18 protein-coding genes are annotated in these 14,841 nt (G+C 72.1%); 7 read left to right on the forward strand and 11 right to left on the reverse strand.

The window, feature by feature from the left end; genetic code table 11:
• Window positions 1–40: 40 nt before the first annotated feature.
• The 4 genes from tatC to MWN52_RS01655 form a co-directional block, all read right to left on the reverse strand.
• Window positions 41–805, reverse strand: coding sequence for a twin-arginine translocase subunit TatC (gene tatC, locus MWN52_RS01640; protein WP_130514831.1), 765 nt, complete (start codon window positions 803–805; stop codon window positions 41–43).
• A complete protein-coding gene (gene tatB / locus MWN52_RS01645; protein ID WP_286576278.1) occupies window positions 786–1,217 on the reverse strand; it encodes a Sec-independent protein translocase protein TatB in 432 nt (143 codons plus the stop codon). The genes tatC and tatB overlap by 20 nt, the downstream gene beginning before the upstream one ends.
• Window positions 1,218–1,280: 63 nt before the next feature.
• On the reverse strand, window positions 1,281–1,517 hold the full coding sequence (gene tatA / locus MWN52_RS01650; protein WP_130514837.1) for a Sec-independent protein translocase subunit TatA: 237 nt from the start codon (window positions 1,515–1,517) through the stop codon (window positions 1,281–1,283).
• Between the two features lie 106 nt (window positions 1,518–1,623).
• Window positions 1,624–2,535, reverse strand: coding sequence for a lipid-binding SYLF domain-containing protein (locus MWN52_RS01655; protein WP_130534926.1), 912 nt, complete (start codon window positions 2,533–2,535; stop codon window positions 1,624–1,626).
• A 165-nt stretch (window positions 2,536–2,700) separates the two neighbouring features.
• On the opposite strand from MWN52_RS01655, the gene hemH reads away from it, so the two are divergent.
• On the forward strand, window positions 2,701–3,693 hold the full coding sequence (gene hemH / locus MWN52_RS01660; protein WP_130534996.1) for a ferrochelatase: 993 nt from the start codon (window positions 2,701–2,703) through the stop codon (window positions 3,691–3,693).
• Window positions 3,690–4,547, forward strand: a complete 858-nt coding sequence (locus MWN52_RS01665) for an alpha/beta fold hydrolase (RefSeq protein WP_286576280.1) — start codon at window positions 3,690–3,692, stop codon at window positions 4,545–4,547. The genes hemH and MWN52_RS01665 overlap by 4 nt, the downstream gene beginning before the upstream one ends.
• 288 nt (window positions 4,548–4,835) lie before the next feature.
• On the opposite strand, the gene MWN52_RS01670 is transcribed toward MWN52_RS01665, so the two are convergent.
• The 6 genes from MWN52_RS01670 to ttcA form a co-directional block, all read right to left on the reverse strand.
• The gene (locus MWN52_RS01670) at window positions 4,836–5,927 is read right to left on the reverse strand and encodes an alpha/beta hydrolase family protein (protein ID WP_286576281.1); all 1,092 of its coding nucleotides are present in this window, start codon (window positions 5,925–5,927) and stop codon (window positions 4,836–4,838) included.
• A 16-nt stretch (window positions 5,928–5,943) separates the two neighbouring features.
• A complete protein-coding gene (locus tag MWN52_RS01675) occupies window positions 5,944–6,771 on the reverse strand; it encodes an AraC family transcriptional regulator (protein WP_286576282.1) in 828 nt (275 codons plus the stop codon).
• 273 nt (window positions 6,772–7,044) lie between these two features.
• Complete coding sequence (locus MWN52_RS01680; protein ID WP_286576283.1) at window positions 7,045–7,827, reverse strand: M48 family metallopeptidase; 783 nt, start codon at window positions 7,825–7,827, stop codon at window positions 7,045–7,047.
• A gap of 55 nt (window positions 7,828–7,882) precedes the next feature.
• Window positions 7,883–8,782 carry a recombination-associated protein RdgC gene (locus MWN52_RS01685; protein ID WP_130514848.1) on the reverse strand — a complete coding sequence of 300 codons (900 nt, stop codon included), beginning with the start codon at window positions 8,780–8,782 and terminating at the stop codon, window positions 7,883–7,885.
• Window positions 8,783–8,917: 135 nt separating this feature from the next.
• Window positions 8,918–9,610: a hypothetical protein gene (locus MWN52_RS01690; RefSeq protein ID WP_286576284.1), complete on the reverse strand. Its 693-nt coding sequence runs from the start codon at window positions 9,608–9,610 to the stop codon at window positions 8,918–8,920.
• Entirely contained in the window at window positions 9,610–10,518 is a 909-nt protein-coding gene (gene ttcA / locus MWN52_RS01695) for a tRNA 2-thiocytidine(32) synthetase TtcA (protein ID WP_286576285.1), read from the reverse strand. The genes MWN52_RS01690 and ttcA overlap by 1 nt, the downstream gene beginning before the upstream one ends.
• A 116-nt stretch (window positions 10,519–10,634) precedes the next feature.
• Between ttcA and MWN52_RS01700 the strand changes: the two genes are divergently transcribed.
• The 5 genes from MWN52_RS01700 (at window position 10,635) to MWN52_RS01720 (ending at window position 13,578) form a co-directional block, all read left to right on the forward strand.
• Complete coding sequence (locus MWN52_RS01700; protein WP_130523903.1) at window positions 10,635–10,841, forward strand: YdcH family protein; 207 nt, start codon at window positions 10,635–10,637, stop codon at window positions 10,839–10,841.
• Window positions 10,842–11,034: 193 nt separating this feature from the next.
• A complete protein-coding gene (locus MWN52_RS01705) occupies window positions 11,035–11,697 on the forward strand; it encodes a hypothetical protein (protein WP_286576288.1) in 663 nt (220 codons plus the stop codon).
• 56 nt (window positions 11,698–11,753) lie between these two features.
• Complete coding sequence (locus tag MWN52_RS01710) at window positions 11,754–12,377, forward strand: hypothetical protein (protein WP_286576289.1); 624 nt, start codon at window positions 11,754–11,756, stop codon at window positions 12,375–12,377.
• Window positions 12,374–12,988: a hypothetical protein gene (locus MWN52_RS01715; RefSeq protein ID WP_286576290.1), complete on the forward strand. Its 615-nt coding sequence runs from the start codon at window positions 12,374–12,376 to the stop codon at window positions 12,986–12,988. The genes MWN52_RS01710 and MWN52_RS01715 overlap by 4 nt, the downstream gene beginning before the upstream one ends.
• Window positions 12,985–13,578, forward strand: a complete 594-nt coding sequence (locus MWN52_RS01720) for a hypothetical protein (RefSeq protein WP_286576291.1) — start codon at window positions 12,985–12,987, stop codon at window positions 13,576–13,578. Before MWN52_RS01715 ends, MWN52_RS01720 begins: the two co-directional genes overlap by 4 nt.
• Here MWN52_RS01720 and MWN52_RS01725 read toward each other — a convergent pair.
• A complete protein-coding gene (locus MWN52_RS01725; RefSeq protein WP_286576292.1) occupies window positions 13,575–14,834 on the reverse strand; it encodes a hypothetical protein in 1,260 nt (419 codons plus the stop codon). The two genes, MWN52_RS01720 and MWN52_RS01725, sit on opposite strands and share 4 nt — an antisense overlap.
• Between the last annotated feature and the right edge of the window lie 7 nt (window positions 14,835–14,841).

Raw genomic sequence — 14,841 nt, forward strand, 5'->3', positions numbered from 1 at the left:
GTGGGAGGCGCCATGAGGCAGAAGCCGCTGGGCGCGAGCTTCAGGCTTGTGCGGCCTTGCGCGGGAGGACCCAGCGGCAGGCCAGGATGCCGAGCTCGTAGAGCAGGCACATCGGCAGGGCCAGCATCAGCTGGGAGACCACGTCGGGCGGGGTGATGATCGCCGCGATGATGAAGACGCCGACGATGGCGTAGCCGCGCGATTCCTTGAGCTGCTGCGGCGTGACCAGCCCCACGGCCACCACGATCACCATCGCCACCGGCAGCTCGAAGCTCAGGCCGAAGGCCAGGAAGATCACCACCACGAAGTCCAGATACTTGGCCGGGTCCGGCGCCAGGGTGACCACGTCGGGGGTGAACAGCGTCAGCGCATGGAACACCGCCGGCAGCACGGCGAAGTAGGCGAAGGCGCAGCCGGCGAAGAACAGGGCGATCGAGGACACCAGCAGCGGCACCGCCAGGCGCTTCTCGTGCCGGTACAGGCCCGGCGCCACGAAGCACCAGGCCTGGTAGATCAGCCACGGCGAGGACACGAACAGGGCCAGGTAGAAGGCCAGCTTGATCGGCGCGAAGAAGCCCGAGGTGGGGTCGGCGGCGATCATCTTGGCGGCCTGCTCGACCGGCAGCTGCGAAAGCAGCGGGCGCGCCAGGTGCTCGAAGATGCGCTTGGCGAAGGGCATGGCGATCACCAGCACCAGCGCCACGCCGGCCAGCCCCCGGATCAGCCGCGTGCGCAGCTCGAGCAGGTGCTCCATCAGGCTGCTTTCGGCCTCGTGCTCGGAACGGTCAGGCACGGGGGCGTTCATGGCCTGGCTCGGATGCGGCGGGTTCGGCGGCGGTGGACTCCACGGGCGCGTGCGGCGCGGACGCGGCTGCCACGTCGGCGGCGGTGTCGGCGTTCGCCGCGGCGCCGTGCTCGGTGCCGGTGTCCTTCACCGCGGTGCGCAGCTCGTCGAACTGCTGCTGCGCCTGGGCGCCGCCGCGGCGGGCCTGTTCCTCGGTGCGGCGCAGGGCCTCCTGGGCCTCGTGCAGATTGCGCTTGAGCTCCTCGGCGGCCAGCTCGCGCTCCAGTTCCTGCTTGACCGAGTCCCACTGGTTGCGCGCCCGGCGCACCCACAGCCCGGCGAAGCGGGCCGCCTTGGGCAGGCGCTCGGGGCCGAGCACCACCAGGGCGACCACGGCGATGACGATGAGTTCGGGAAAGCCGATCTCGAACATGACGCGGCCCTCAGCGTCCGCCGGGCCGGCGCGGGCAGGGGGCCAGCACGACCACGCCTGCGATCAGCGGGCGTCGCCGCTGCGTTCGCGCTCGCGCTCCTTGGCGGCGGCCTCGTCGGCGCCACGCGCCTCGTCGGACAGGCGCGCGACCGGCTTGTCCTCGTCGTCGCGCATGCCCTTCTTGAATTCCTTCACCGCGCTGCCCAGGTCCTTGGCGCCGCTGGTCAGCCGCTTGGTGCCGAACACCAGCAGCACGATGGCCAACACGATGATCCAGTGCCAGATGCTCAAACCGCCCATGTCGGACCCGCCGGGTAGAAGTGGACAGTCAGGATAGCCTACGCCGCGCGCGCTTGCGCTGACCGCGGCGACCGCAAGCGCGGTGCCGCGTGCCGGTCCTGTGCGTTCAGTTCAGCTGTTCGGTGCGGATTTCACCTTCGCCCACCGGCTGGAAGCCCTGCTGCGGGGCCGGCTGCGGCTGCGCGGGCTGCGGCTGGGCCGGCTGGCCGGCGCCGATCGGCGCGGTCTGCGCCTCGGGATAGGCCGGCGCGGCCGGCGGCGCGCTGGGCGTGCCGGTGGTCACCACCGGGCGCGCGTCGCCGCCACGGGCGGCGCGGGCGGCGGCGGTGGCTTCCTCCAGCTCATCGCGGAAACCCACCACCTGCGCGGAGGGGTGAGCGGTGCGCCCCTCGAAGATCGCGCGCGGCGTGGCGCCCGGCCCGTAGGCGGCCACGTTGGCATCGTCGTCGATGGACAGCACGGCCCCGTCCAGCGCGATGCCGGCGAACAGGCCGCGGGCGCGCGACCAGGACCAGATCTCGGCCTTGAGCTGGCCGTCGGTGGCGGCCGAGGCGTTGCGCCCGACGGGGCCGGCGGCCACGCCGGCGTCGGCGCCCAGGGTCACCTTGCCGTTGACGATGTTGTTGAGCGAGCGGTCGTTGCGGAACACCAGCACGATGTCCGAGGACTGCACGCCGGCCTGGAAGCCGACGCTGCCGCCGGTGAGCTTGACGAACACCGGCTGCGACCAGGTGCCGTCGGGATTCTTCACCGACATCAGGCCGTGGCCGCTGCGCCCGCCGAACAGCAGGCCGACCTTGAGCGAATCGGGGATGACGATGATCGCCTTGCCCTCGTCCAGCAGCTTGTCGGGGATGGACTCCTCGGGGATGCGCTGGATGTCGGTCAGCACGCGCGTAGCGTTGACGGCGCGGTCGTCCTGTTCGGTGCCGGCGAAGGCCTGCGTGGCGGCGAGGCTGACCAGCAGCAGCACGCCCAGGCGGGCGAGGCGGCGCGGCGCGAAACGGGACAGGGGCATGCGGGAGACTCCGGGGGAAGTGGCAGGACAACGCAGCGCGCGCCGACGATGCCATCGGCCGCCATGCAACGCCGCGAGCCTAGTGAGCGGCGAGTGAATCGGCCATGAGCCCGCGCGGCATCTGTCATCATGCCGCCCATGTCCGACGCCCCCCTCGCCACGGCCATGGGCCAGGCCGCTTCCTCCTCGTCCTCCGCCATCGCCGGCACCTTGGTGCTGGCCAATCTGGGCACGCCGACCGCGCCGACCGCGCCGGCGGTGCGCCGCTATCTGGCCGAGTTCCTCAGCGACCCGCGCGTGGTCGCGATTCCGCGCCTGCTGTGGCAGCCGTTGCTGCGCGGGGTGATCCTGCCGCTGCGCGGACCCAAGTCGGCCGAGAAGTACGCCAAGGTCTGGCTGGAAGGCGGCTCGCCGCTGGCGGTGTACACCACCGGCCTGGCCGCGCAGGTGCAGGCCCTGCTGCCGCACTGGCGTGTGGTGCCGGCCATGCGCTACGGCGAGCCTTCGCTGCGCGCGCTGCTGCAGCAGGCCCGGGACGAAGGCGGGCTGGTGCGGATGCTGCCGCTGTATCCGCAGTACTCGACCACCACCACCGCCTCGATGCAGGACGTGGCGCGCGCGGTGAATCCGGCCGCGCCGGACGCACGGCTGCAGTGGGTCGAGGACTATTCGGACGATCCGGACTGGATCGCCGCGGTGGCCGAGTCGATCGCGCACTGGCGCGCGCGCCACGGCGCCGGCGCGCATCTGCTGTTCTCCTTCCACGGCCTGCCCCAGCGCGTGGCCAACAACGGCGATCCCTATCCGCAGCGCTGCGAGCGCAGCGCCGCGCTGATCGCCCAGGCGCTGGGCCTGGGCGAGGGAGAGTGGACGCTGACCTACCAGTCGCGCTTCGGCCGCGAACGCTGGCTGGAACCGGCCACCGATACCGAGCTGGCCGCCCTGGCCGCGCGCGGGGTGACCCAGGTCGACGTGGTCTGCCCGGGCTTCGCCGTGGACTGCCTGGAGACGCTGGAGGAAGTGGGCATGCAGTTCGCCGAGGGCTTCGCCCATGCCGGCGGCACGCTGCGCTACATCCCCTGCCTCAACGACGCGCCCGCCCATGCGCGCGCGCTGGTGGCGATGCTGGAGCGTCAGTTCGGGCCGATGCGGGCATGAGCCTGCGCCCGGTCACGGTGCCGACCCAGGTCGGCGCGCTGGCCGCGCTGCGCGGCGGCGATCCGCACGGGCCCAAGGTCATCGCCCTGCACGGCTGGCTGGACAACGCGGCCAGCTGGCTGCCGTTATTCGAGCACCTGCCGCAGCCGCTGGACGTGCTGGCGCTGGACCTGCCTGGCCATGGCCACAGTCCGCACCTGGCGCCGGGCGTGGAGTACTCGCCGTTCGTGGCGATCAACGCCGTGCTCGACGCGGCCGATGCGCTGGGCTGGGCGCGCTTCGCGCTGCTCGGGCATTCGATGGGGGCGGGGATCTCCAGCCTGATCGCCGCGGCCTGTCCGCGGCGCGTGCGCGCGCTGGTCTGCATCGAGGCGCTGGGCGGACTGGCCGAGGACGCGGCCGAGGCCGGCAGCCGCCTGCGCGATGCCATCGAGCGGGCGCGCCAGCCCGCGCGACGGCCGCTGCGCGTGTTCGCATCGCTGGACGCGCCGGTGCGTGCGCGCATGCAGGCCAACGGACTGAGCCAGACCAGCGCGACCCTGCTGGTCGAGCGCGGCGTGCGCGCGGTCGACGCCGGCTGGGTCTGGAGCAGCGATCCGCGCCTGATGCTGCCCTCGCTGTATCGCGCCACGCATGCCCAGGTCGATGCCATCGTCGAATCGATCGACTGCCCGACGCGGGTGATCCTGGCCACGCCCGCCCAGCCCTATTTCCCCGAGCCGATCCGCAGCCAGCGCGCCGCGCGCCTGCGCCACGGCCAGACCTTCGTGCTGCCCGGCCACCACCACGTACACATGGACGACCCCGCCGCCGTGGCCGCCCTGATCGACAACGCCCTCGGCAGCAACGACTAACCCCCTGTGGGAGCCGCCATGGCGGCGATGGGGCTCTCCCGGTAAAGCTTCATCGCCGCATTGGCCCAACAGGCCACAAGGGCGGCTCCCGCCTGTAGAGCGGAGCTTGCTCCGCTGCTCTTCGTTCAGTTCGTGGGAAAGGCCCCAGCGGAGTCCCCAAGAGGGGATTGCCACAAGCTCCGCTCTACAGCGGACCGTCGCGAGATCTGAGGAGACAGGTGCTCCCGCCCAGCCACACGCAGACTCCTCGGCCAGACTCCGGCAGGCGCCACCCGACCCTCGGCGCGGCTAAGGGCGCTCGACTTTCAAACGGGTATCGAAGAAGGCGATGGCCTGCCGGATCGCGGTGGCATGCGTGGCCTCCTGCGGTGCGGCCAGGTGCTGGCACAGGGCAATGCGCGCCACGCCCGCACGCGTGCAGCGCCCGAGGAAGTCGTAGTGCCCCACCCGCGGAAGCGTGGTCAGCGTGGCCTGCGGCAGCTGCTCCGCCAGCCAGCGGCCATCGCTGGCGAGCGGTGCGACGGTATCGGCCTCGCCGCCCACGATCGCCACGGGGCGATCCAGCGAGGTCAGGCTGTCCGGCGCCAGCAGCAGCGCGGCGCCCGGTGCCATCAGGAAGGCGGCCTGCAGGCCGCTGATCGCGTGGTCATCGCCCGAGCGCGCCGCTTCCGCGGCCAGGGGCGCGCGCTTCAGCGCCGCCTCCCGCGCGGCCAGGGTCAGCTCGGGCGCTTCGGCCTGCGGCAGGCAGGCGGCCTCCTGCGGATCGGCATGGCAGCGCGCGATGAGCCGGCCCAGATCGGCGCGCGCGCCCAGGGCGAGCAGGGCGGTGAAGCCGCCCAGCGAGAAGCCGGCCACGCCCATGTGGCGCGTGTCCAGGTGCGGGCCGAGCACGGGATCCTGCCGCACCAGCGCCAGCGCGGCGCGCAGGTCATCGGCGCGCTCCCAGACCAGGGTGCTGCCGGCCACCGTCATCGCATCCACGCCGTTGTTGCCGGGATGATCCACCGCGACCACGACATAGCCTGCGCGCGCCAACGCCGTGCCGAACCACGCCATCATGCGTGCCGAGCCGCCATTGCCATGCGAGAACAGGACGACGGGAAAGCGTCCCGGCGCCACAGGCGCATCACTGGCCGCACGCCCGGATTCGAACAGCGGCGCGCCCGGCGGTCCGATCTGCATCGCTGTTTCCGCCGCATCGGGCGCTGCCGGATACCACACGGTGACCCGGACGTCATCGCGGTGGTCGGCATTGCGCAGGGCCGCGCTTGGCAGGTGGGCCAGGCGATGGGACTCGCCTGCGGTGCGGGCCGTGGCGCGCGCACCGAGGGCCAGGCCCGCCGTCAGCACGATCAGGGAGGTCAAACGAAGCAGGGTCATCGGGGTGTCCTGGGGATCAGTCGGTCAGGGGCATCCACAGCTCGACATCGCCGATGCCGGTGCGGGTGTCGAAGTCGTCGCTGTACTTCTCGAAATCCGGGGCCTCGGCCACGGGCAGGCCGGAGCGTGGGAGCCAGTCGCCGACGAACACCCGCCAGGTCCGCCGGATCGCCGAGATGTGCCCACGGTGCAGCGCGACCGCGTAGCGGCGCGCGGGCAGCGTCAGGCGCGTGAGCCCAGCGCTCGGATCGCGCGCATCGCGGCGCTCGAATCCGGCCAGATAGTCGAAGCTGCCGTCGGGCGCCCCGTTGCAGAACACGCCGAAGGCGGTGCCCGACGGCGGCTGGGCAAACGGATGGGTATACAGCGCCTGCCACTGCGAGGGGATGCCCTGCGTGGTGCCACCGACGTAGCGCCGGGCGATGCCGACGATGCGCCAGTCGGGGGCGTGGACGACGCGCGGCGTCTCGGGCAGTTCGGCGGGGCCTTCCGCGGTGCGCCAGGGCTCGACCAGGTCGAGGCCTTCGAGCGTGCCGCGTGCGCGCAGCGCGGCCGGCGCCAGGCCGAACTGCTCGCTGAAGGCCCGGGTGAAGGCCTCGTGCGAGCCATAGCCCGACGCCAGCGCGATGGCCAGGATGTCCGGCGCGCCATCGGCGAGCTGGCGCGCGGCTTCGCTGAGTCGCCGCGCGCGCAGGTAGCGCACCACCGAGCAGCCGGTCATCGCCTGGAACAGTCGCGCCAGGTGGAAGGGCGACACGCCGGCGACCGAGGCGATGGTTTCCAGCGAGAGCGCTTCGGTGTAGTGGCTTTCGATGTACCAGAGTGCTTTTTCCGCCGCGACCATCGGTCCCCGTCCCTTGCGAGTGCGGGCAGCTTAGCGAGGCGGCTCGGAGCCGGTTTGATCGTTCTTGCGGTCGGCCGGGGCCTGCGATTGCCTCCCACCTGTAGAGCGGAGCTTGCTCCGCTGCTCTTCGTTCGGTTCGTGGGGAAGGCCTCAGCGGAGTCCCCAAGAGGGGATTGCCACAAGCTCCGCTCTACAGGCAGACCGCTGCGAGATTCGAAGAGACAGTGGCTCCCACCCAGCCACAGCCAGCTGCACCCACGGGTGCCTGTTGCTTCAGGGCTGCAGCAAGGCGCGCAGCTGCGCCTTGAGGGCGCGGCCTTCCTGGTGGAAGTAGGCGCGTTCGGCGCGCCAGTCGGGGAAGCGGCGTTCGACCTCGTCCCAGAACGCCGGCGAGTGGTTGGCCTGGGCCAGGTGGCACAGCTCGTGGACCAGCACGTACTCGAACGCGCTCGGCCGGGCCAGCACCAGCGACAGGTCCAGCGCCATCGTGCCGTCCGGGCTCAGCGAGCCCCATTGCGAGGACATGATCTTCAGCCGCAGCCGCGTCGGCGCGCGCGGCAGGCCGGGCAGGTGGCGCGGCATCCAGCGCGCCACGTCGCTGCGCGCCTGGGCCTCGTAGAACTCGCGTAGCGCGCGCGCCAGGGTGGCCTGCGAGCCGCGCGCCGGCCATTGCACGTGCAGGCCGTCCTCGCGCAGCTCCAGGCGCGCGTAGCGGCCGGGCTGCCAGTGCAGCGGGATCAGCGCGCCGCGCAGCGGCAGGTGCGTGCTCTGGCCCGGCTGCAGCGGCTGCACCTCGCAGGCCTGCACGCTGCGGGCCAACTGCTCGTAGAGCCAGTCGCGATGCAGATCGAGGAAGCGATCGCCGGCGATGAGGCTGGCGCGCAGCGGCAGGGTCAGGCGCGCGCCGCGCTCGTCCACGCTGAGGCGGATGCGGCGGGCGCGCGGATCGCGCACGCGCTGGATCTGCAGCGGGGCGCCGCCGTCGACCGCCGGATACAGGACGGTGTCCCGCTCGACGGTGCGGGTGGGTTTGGCGATGAGCCGGCGCAGCAGCATGGGGGCATTGTACGGACGCGCGTGACGGGTGTCGGACCGCCCGCGCGCAGCGGCGCTACTCCACCTTGCTGAACTTCAGCGCGCCTTCGAGGATGAAGAACAGGCGCCGCACCTCGGCGCTCATCAGGGCGAAGCGCGCGTCCAGCTCGGCGCGCAGGTCGTCGATGTTGTCGTCCAGCTGATCGACCGCGCCATCGAGGAACTTGAGCTTGCGGATGATCAGGTCCTCGCCCAGGACGAAGGACACGTGGTCGTCGAGGTTGAGCGCCAGCTTGGTGACCTGCTTGCCGGCCTCCAGGTGCTTGTCGACCTCCTCGCTGCGCAGTTCCTGCTTCTGGCACTTCACCACCGCGCCGCCGTCGATGGGGTCCTTCATCTCGCATTCCTCGCCCAGGCTCAGGCCTTCGGGCAGGGGTTCGCCGGCGATCCAGCCGGTGAGGATCGAGCGCGGCGCGATCTCGGCGTTGATCGGCATGGCCGGGAAGCTGCCCATCACCCCGCGCAGCTCGGACACCACGTTCTCCGCGCTCTTGCGCGAGGACGCGTCCACGGCGATGAAGCCCGAGCGCGCGTCGATCAGCGCATCGGTGCGCGAGGGTTTGACGAAGGCGCGCGGCAGCAGCTCGTGCAGCAGGTCGTCCTTGAGCCGCTTGCGGGTCTTGCCGCCGGGGCGGCGCCCCTCCTTGGCCTCGATCTCGTCCAGCTTGCGCGCCAGCAGGTCGTTGACCACCGCGCCGGGCAGCAGCTTGTCCTCGCCGCCGACGCTGACCCAGATCGCGTCGTCGGCGCGGTGGGTGGCGACGTCTTCCGAGCGGCCGAAGGGATTGATGAAGCCGCGCGAGTTCATCTCCAGCGGGCCGACCGGCTTGAGCGGGGCCTGGGCGACCTGGGCGTCGAGTTCGGAGAAATCCAGCGAGGTGGGGAAGCGGAACAGGGTGAGATTGCGAAAGAACATGCAGGGGACCGGATGAGGCGCGCGGCGCGCTGGAAGCGGCGGACAGCGCGGCGAAAGGGATCGGGGATTATCACCGCTGCGGACCGCGCCGACAGCCTTGACACGTCGGCGCGGCGGCAGTGCCGAAAAGATCCTTCAGGGATGGGCGCCGACCAGCTGCACCGCGTCGATCGAGCCGGTCGGCGCGCCGGGCGTCACGGTCAGGCGCACGGCGCGGGTCTGGTAGGGCGTGGGCGCGAAGCGCGCCTGGAACCAGGTGATCTGCTGGGCGTCGCGCGGCGTGCGGTCCGGGCCGTTCCAGACCACGTGGCGCGCGCCGGTCTGATCGATCAGTTCGATCCGGCGCAGCCGGCCGGGCAGGCCGACCTGGCGCACGCGCACCGCGCTGGCCGACACGGCGGTGTCGTAGCGCAGCTCCAGCCATTCCGGCGCGCGGCGTTTGCCCGAGGCCTGTTCGGGCGCCCAGCCCTTCTCGGGGTAGCGCACGCTTTCGGCGTCGGGCGCGCCGGTGGCCGCCTCGGGCGTCCAGCGCCCGTCGTGGCCGGCCAGGGCGGTGGCATAGGTCGAGCTGGCCGTGGCGCTGATCGCCCATTGCCCGGCCGGATCGTCCAGATACTGCTGGCCGGCCAGGGCCTGCTCGATCTTGGCCTGGCGCTGGGCCGCCTGGCGCGCGCTCGCCGCCGGCGCGGCCAGGGTCGGGGTCGGCGTGGAGGTCTCGGGCGCGGTCACGGGCGCATCGGCGCCGGCGCGCGCGCAGCCGGCCAGCACGGCCAGCGCCGACAGCGCGACCAGCGGTCGCGATGCGTTGTTCAGCCCACGCACCGCCATCAGTCCAGCCCGGGCGTCTCGCCGCGCAGCCAGGCGTGGGCATCGGGCTGGGCGGCGCCCTCGGCATGGCCCAGGGCGGCGAAGTCGAACAGCTTGGCATCGGCCAGCTGCGAGGGCCGGATGTCGCCCATCGCGCGGGCGATCTGCTCGATCCGGCCGGGGTGTTCCTTCTCCCAGGCCTTGAGCATGTTGCCGACCTGGCGGCGCTGCAGGTTCTCCTGGCTGCCGCACAGGTTGCAGGGAATGATCGGGAACGCCCTGCGTTGTGCGTAGTCGACGATGTCGGCCTCGCGCACATAGGCCAGCGGGCGGATCACCACGTGGCGGCCATCGTCGGACAGCAGCTTGGGCGGCATGCCGGAGAGCTTGGCGTGGTGGAACAGGTTCATGAAGAAGGTGGCCACCATGTCGTCGCGGTGGTGGCCCAGGGCGATCTTGGTGAAGCCGTGCTCGGCCGCGTAGGCGTAGAGCGCGCCGCGGCGCATGCGCGAGCACAGCGAGCACAGGGTCTTGCCCTCGGGCACCACGCGCGTGACCACCGAGTAGGTGTCCTGCTCGATGATGTGGAAGGGGACACCCAGGCCTTGCAGATAGGCCGGAAGCACGTGCTCCGGGAAGCCCGGCTGCTTCTGGTCCAGGTTGACCGCGACCAGCTCAAAGGGCACCGGCGCCTTGCGCTGCAGCTGCAGCAGGATGTCCAGCAGGGTGTAGCTGTCCTTGCCGCCGGACAGGCACACCATCACCTTGTCGCCGGCCTCGATCATCGCGTAGTCGGCGATGGCCTGGCCGACCTGGCGGCGCAGGCGCTTGGCCAGCTTGGTCTGCTCGCGGCGCGCGCGCGCATCGACGCTGGCCGGCGTGGCCGGCGGCGCGCTGTCGATCAGCTGCAGGGGCAGGGGCGTGGACATGGGGGCCGGGCATTCTAGCCGGCCGCCGCCGTCCCTGCCCGGGCCGGCGCGCGCCTGGCGGTGCCGGGCGGGCCCGTGCGCACCGCCCGTTGCGGTCTTCCGCGTATGCTTGGGCCGTGCACCAGGAGCTCACCAGCGATACGGTCATCCGGCTTGCCGCGCTGCGGCGGGAGCACCGCGATCTGGACGACCAGATCAGCCGCAGCATCGCCGAGCTGCACGCCGACGAGCTGACCATCAAGCGCCTGAAGAAGCGCAAGCTGTGGCTCAAGGACTGCATCACCCGCCTGGAAAGCGCGCTGATCCCCGACGAACCGGCCTGAGCCGCAGCGGCGGCTTGTGACCGCCACCGTCACTGGTGCGGTCCCGCTCGTTCCACGCAGGCCGGCGGGAAAACCCCGCATCGGCGCGCAGTTGCGTGTGCTCACCGGGTTTTGGCGGGAATTGGCCCGATGCTTGCTTCACAGTGGGTTACGGCCCTGCCTCGTCCGGGCGCTTGGTGTTGTGTGTCCGCCCATGTCTCTGATCGGCTCCGCCGCTTCCGCCATCGCCCTCCCCCCGACCGGGGCCGGGCTGCGCGTGGTGCGGCTCGGGCCCGGCCAGGCCGGGGCGCCGCTGCGGGCGATGCGCCGGCGCCTGGCGGCCGAACAGGGCCGTGAGCCCGAACCCGACGACGCACTGGAGGCCAGCGCCACCGTCGTGGCGGTATTCGCCGGCGAGGCCATGGTGGCGGCGCTGCGCGTGCATGCGACCGATACCCCGCAGCTGCGGCGCGAGCTGGGCACGCTGCTGCAGCTGGACCGCTTCAGCGGCATCTGGGCGCCGGAGCACATCGTGGTCGGCTCGCGCCTGCAGGTGCTGGCCGATTTCCGCACACGTCAGGTCATCGATGCGCTGCTGCGCGAGAGCTATCGGCTGGTGCGCGATTCGGACGTGCGCTTCGGCCTGATCGCCTGCGAGCCCGCGCTGCATGCGCTGTTCGCCTTCTACGGCTTCCGCGAATACCTGCCGCCGGCGATCCTGCCCGGCGATACCGGCGTGCTGCGCATGGCGCTGGTGTGCGAGGACGCCAGCACCTTCATCACCTGCGGCTCGCCGCTGGTGGATCTGGTCCAGCATCCGCAGCTGGGCCTGTCCGCGCGCGCCTGGCTGGAGCAGACCTTCCCCGTGCTGGCCTGAGCGTCGCCGCCGCGCGGGCACGATGCTAAGGTGCCGGCGCCGACGGAGCGCTGGATGTGGTTGGAAAGCAGGAACTCATCGACAAGGCACGCAATCCCTGGTGGCAGGCCGCCGCCGCGGTGGCCTTGCTGGCCCTGGTGCTCACCTTCGTCCTCGGGGGTTTCCGCGACGCCTCGGGCAAGGCGCATCCGCTGCCGCGCAGCGGCGCGGACAAGACGCTGCGCAGCGGGGCGATGGCGGTGACCCCGCGCCAGGCCTGGCTCGCGCACTACCCGCCGGGCGGCCGGGTCGATCCGGCCGATCCCCAGGCCCTGTACCTGGTGCTGGAGGCCGACGTCGAGAACCTCACCGAGCGCAGCTTCAACGGCTACGGCTTCCTGCGCGAGGACGTGGTGCTGGTCGATGCGCGCGGCGAGCCCACCCGCCCCGAGCTGCTCAAGCGCGCCGACGACCACAGCATCCTGACCGCCCTGCAGCCGCGCCTGCCCCAGCGGGTGGAGCTGGTGTGGCCGCTGCCGGCCGGCGCGACCGTGCCCGCGCAGCCGCTGTTCGGCCTGTTCGCCCGCGACTACGTGGCCAAGGCCTATCTCAACGACCAGGGCGGCTGGATGCAGGGCGCGCCGAAGGCCTTGATGCAGCTGCCCTTGCGCGACCTGCGCGATCGGGTGGTGGCGCCATGAACGCTGGCCCGTGGTCGCTGCCGCGCCTGCGCTGGCGCCCGCTGCTGTGGATCGCGCTGGCGCTGGTGGCGATCGTGGTCCTGCGCAAGCACCAGTCCAGCTACGAGCAGCGCGATGCGCCGCTGCTGCAGCCGGCGCCGGCGAGCGATGCGGTGGGGCGCAACTTCCGGGTCGAGGTCGGCGCGCTCAAGGTCGTCCATGCCTATCTGCTCAATGGCCCCTATCCAGGCGATGAGGCGCTGACCCTGCGCACGCCGGGCATCTGGCTGTCGGTCCTGGCCAAGGTCGAGGCCACCCAGACCCAGGGCATGCTCAACGCCCAGCTGCGCACCCGCAGCGGTCGGGTCTATGTCGCCTCCGGCGCCGAGCGTCCGCGCCTGCCGGCGTTCAACCTCTCCGGTCGCGAGCTGGCCCCGGCCCTGCAGGAGGTCGGCGCCTGGTTCTTCGAACTGCCGCCGGATCAGCTGCAGGGCGCGCACCTGCAGCTGTTCTGGGGCACCAGCCTGCCCGTCGGCGGCGACAGCCTGGTGGATGTCGACCTCGGCCTGGACGCGGCGCGCGCGCGGAGCATGCTCGAGGAGGCCAAGCCCGTCCTGGATCTGCGCCAATGACGACAGCGGCCACGACCGGATGGTGGCGGCGCAACGCCGGCTGGCTGGCCGGCGCGCTGGTGCTGGGCGCCTTGGCCCTGTGGCTGCCCTACCGGCAGGCGCGCCAGGAGGCGCTCACCCTGCATCCGGACATCCCGGTGCGCGCGGCGCCCGGCCAATGGGCGAGCTTCGGCGGGGCGCGCTGGCGGCTGCTGGCGGCCGAGGTGGTGGAACCGGGCGATCGCCGCCTGCGCGGCTGGCTGCGCCAGGATGCGGTGGTTCTGCTGCTGCGCTACGAGGTCGTGCGCGCGCCCGGCGCGGATGTGACGCTGTTCGAGACCTGCCGTGGCGCGGTCGCCGATGCGGCCGGGCGGCGCTGGGAAGCCGGCCCGAACGCCCTGCCGCGGCTGGCCGGCCCACGCCTGCCGACCGGCTGCGGGAGCGGCCTGGACGCGAACGGCAACCGGGTGACCATCGCGCCCGGTCAGCCGCTGCTGTTCCAGCACGCCTTCGTGCTGCCGCGCGGGCAGGAGGTGCACGGCCTGCATGCGCGGATCGAGCTGAGTCCGCGGGCCGGTGTCTCCGGCCGTTACCTGGACGTGCCGCTCTAGCGCGCGGCCGGCAGCCGTGCGATGGCGCGGTCGAAGGTGGCCGCCAGCAGCACGGTGCGCAGCACGTCGGTCAGCAGCGAGGTGCGGAACGACAGCGGCGTGGTCAGGAACACCGCGTACAGCTGGCCCTGCACCTGCTGCACGTCCGGCGACTGCGGCCCGATCAGCTGCCGCATCCAGTGCCAGGCCCAGGAGTCGACCCAGGCCAGCAGCTGCCAGCCCACGCACAGGGTCAGCAGCGCCGGCAGGCCCGCGCGCAGCACCAGGCGCAGGCTGTTGACCACCGGCACGCCCTTGCTGGTCCAGCCCTCGCTGACCTTGTCCACCAGCATGCGCAGGCCGAAGTGCAGCCCGCGGTAGCGCTGCACCAGCTGTTCCAGCCGGGTGTCGGCCTGGTCCAGGCGCTGGGCCTTCTTCAGGTCGATGCCGTAGATCAGCGCGGTGATCGCCAGCCAGATCAGCGGCAGCACCACCGCCCCGGCGGCCGTGGTCGCCACGTCCCAGAGCGGGTCCAGCACGCGCCGGGCCGGCGGCAGCAGCGCGAACAGCGAGGCCGGGCTCTCCCACCAGCGCGTGGCCGCCACATAGACCACCCGTTCGTGCCACCAGTCCATGGCCAGCCCGTGCAGCTTGCCGATGGCCGCCACGCCGACGAACACCCAGTACGCCTCGCACACGGTCACCAGCAGTTTCCAGCCCCAGCCCTCGCCGGCGGCGGCGCGGCGCTTGGCCGCCCAGCGCAGCAGCCAGGCGATGGCCAGCGCGATCCAGATGCCCTTCAGATGCAGGACGTTGGCCAGGTCCTCCTTGTCCCACACGCTGACCACATAGCCGGTGCGGAAGTCGCGGCGCAGGTTCTCCAGCAGGCCCCAGCCGGCGTAGTAGGCGAAGAACGGCAGCAGCGCCACCGCCAGCGCGCCGCTCCAGTGCGCGCGCGCCGGGTCCAGCTGCGGCGTGGTCGCGCCGCCGGCCAGCATCGGCAGCGAGGGCCGCAGCGACTGGAACATCATGATCGTGCCGGCCAGTTGGGTGACGATCAGCAGCGACAGCGCGGCGAAGGACAGCAGCGCGCTATAGCCGCCCAGCCGCACCGCCAGCTGCATCAGCGCGTCGTAGCACACGCGCATGGCGAAGAACCAGAACAGCAGCGCCGGCCAGTGTTGTACCAGCAGGCGCCCGGCCAGACGCGGCACCTCCAGCCAGGCCGGCCCGCGGTCGCCGGCGATCTCGGAGCTTGCGGCGGGCTGGGACATCATGCGGCTG

The organism is Pseudoxanthomonas winnipegensis (genome assembly GCF_030322905.1).
Lineage (GTDB): Bacteria > Pseudomonadota > Gammaproteobacteria > Xanthomonadales > Xanthomonadaceae > Pseudoxanthomonas_A > Pseudoxanthomonas_A winnipegensis.

What these genes read in the sequence shown, in the direction of transcription:
- tatC (WP_130514831.1), bottom strand. Translation starts at nt 805, where the DNA reads ATGAACGCCCCCGTGCCTGACCGTTCCGAGCACGAGGCCGAAAGCAGC.
- tatB (WP_286576278.1), bottom strand. Translation starts at nt 1,217, where the DNA reads ATGTTCGAGATCGGCTTTCCCGAACTCATCGTCATCGCCGTGGTCGCC.
- tatA (WP_130514837.1), bottom strand. Translation starts at nt 1,517, where the DNA reads ATGGGCGGTTTGAGCATCTGGCACTGGATCATCGTGTTGGCCATCGTG.
- MWN52_RS01655 (WP_130534926.1), bottom strand. Translation starts at nt 2,535, where the DNA reads ATGCCCCTGTCCCGTTTCGCGCCGCGCCGCCTCGCCCGCCTGGGCGTG.
- hemH (WP_130534996.1), top strand. Translation starts at nt 2,701, where the DNA reads ATGGGCCAGGCCGCTTCCTCCTCGTCCTCCGCCATCGCCGGCACCTTG.
- MWN52_RS01665 (WP_286576280.1), top strand. Translation starts at nt 3,690, where the DNA reads ATGAGCCTGCGCCCGGTCACGGTGCCGACCCAGGTCGGCGCGCTGGCC.
- MWN52_RS01670 (WP_286576281.1), bottom strand. Translation starts at nt 5,927, where the DNA reads ATGACCCTGCTTCGTTTGACCTCCCTGATCGTGCTGACGGCGGGCCTG.
- MWN52_RS01675 (WP_286576282.1), bottom strand. Translation starts at nt 6,771, where the DNA reads ATGGTCGCGGCGGAAAAAGCACTCTGGTACATCGAAAGCCACTACACC.
- MWN52_RS01680 (WP_286576283.1), bottom strand. Translation starts at nt 7,827, where the DNA reads ATGCTGCTGCGCCGGCTCATCGCCAAACCCACCCGCACCGTCGAGCGG.
- MWN52_RS01685 (WP_130514848.1), bottom strand. Translation starts at nt 8,782, where the DNA reads ATGTTCTTTCGCAATCTCACCCTGTTCCGCTTCCCCACCTCGCTGGAT.
- MWN52_RS01690 (WP_286576284.1), bottom strand. Translation starts at nt 9,610, where the DNA reads ATGGCGGTGCGTGGGCTGAACAACGCATCGCGACCGCTGGTCGCGCTG.
- ttcA (WP_286576285.1), bottom strand. Translation starts at nt 10,518, where the DNA reads ATGTCCACGCCCCTGCCCCTGCAGCTGATCGACAGCGCGCCGCCGGCC.
- MWN52_RS01705 (WP_286576288.1), top strand. Translation starts at nt 11,035, where the DNA reads ATGTCTCTGATCGGCTCCGCCGCTTCCGCCATCGCCCTCCCCCCGACC.
- MWN52_RS01715 (WP_286576290.1), top strand. Translation starts at nt 12,374, where the DNA reads ATGAACGCTGGCCCGTGGTCGCTGCCGCGCCTGCGCTGGCGCCCGCTG.
- MWN52_RS01720 (WP_286576291.1), top strand. Translation starts at nt 12,985, where the DNA reads ATGACGACAGCGGCCACGACCGGATGGTGGCGGCGCAACGCCGGCTGG.
- MWN52_RS01725 (WP_286576292.1), bottom strand. Translation starts at nt 14,834, where the DNA reads ATGATGTCCCAGCCCGCCGCAAGCTCCGAGATCGCCGGCGACCGCGGG.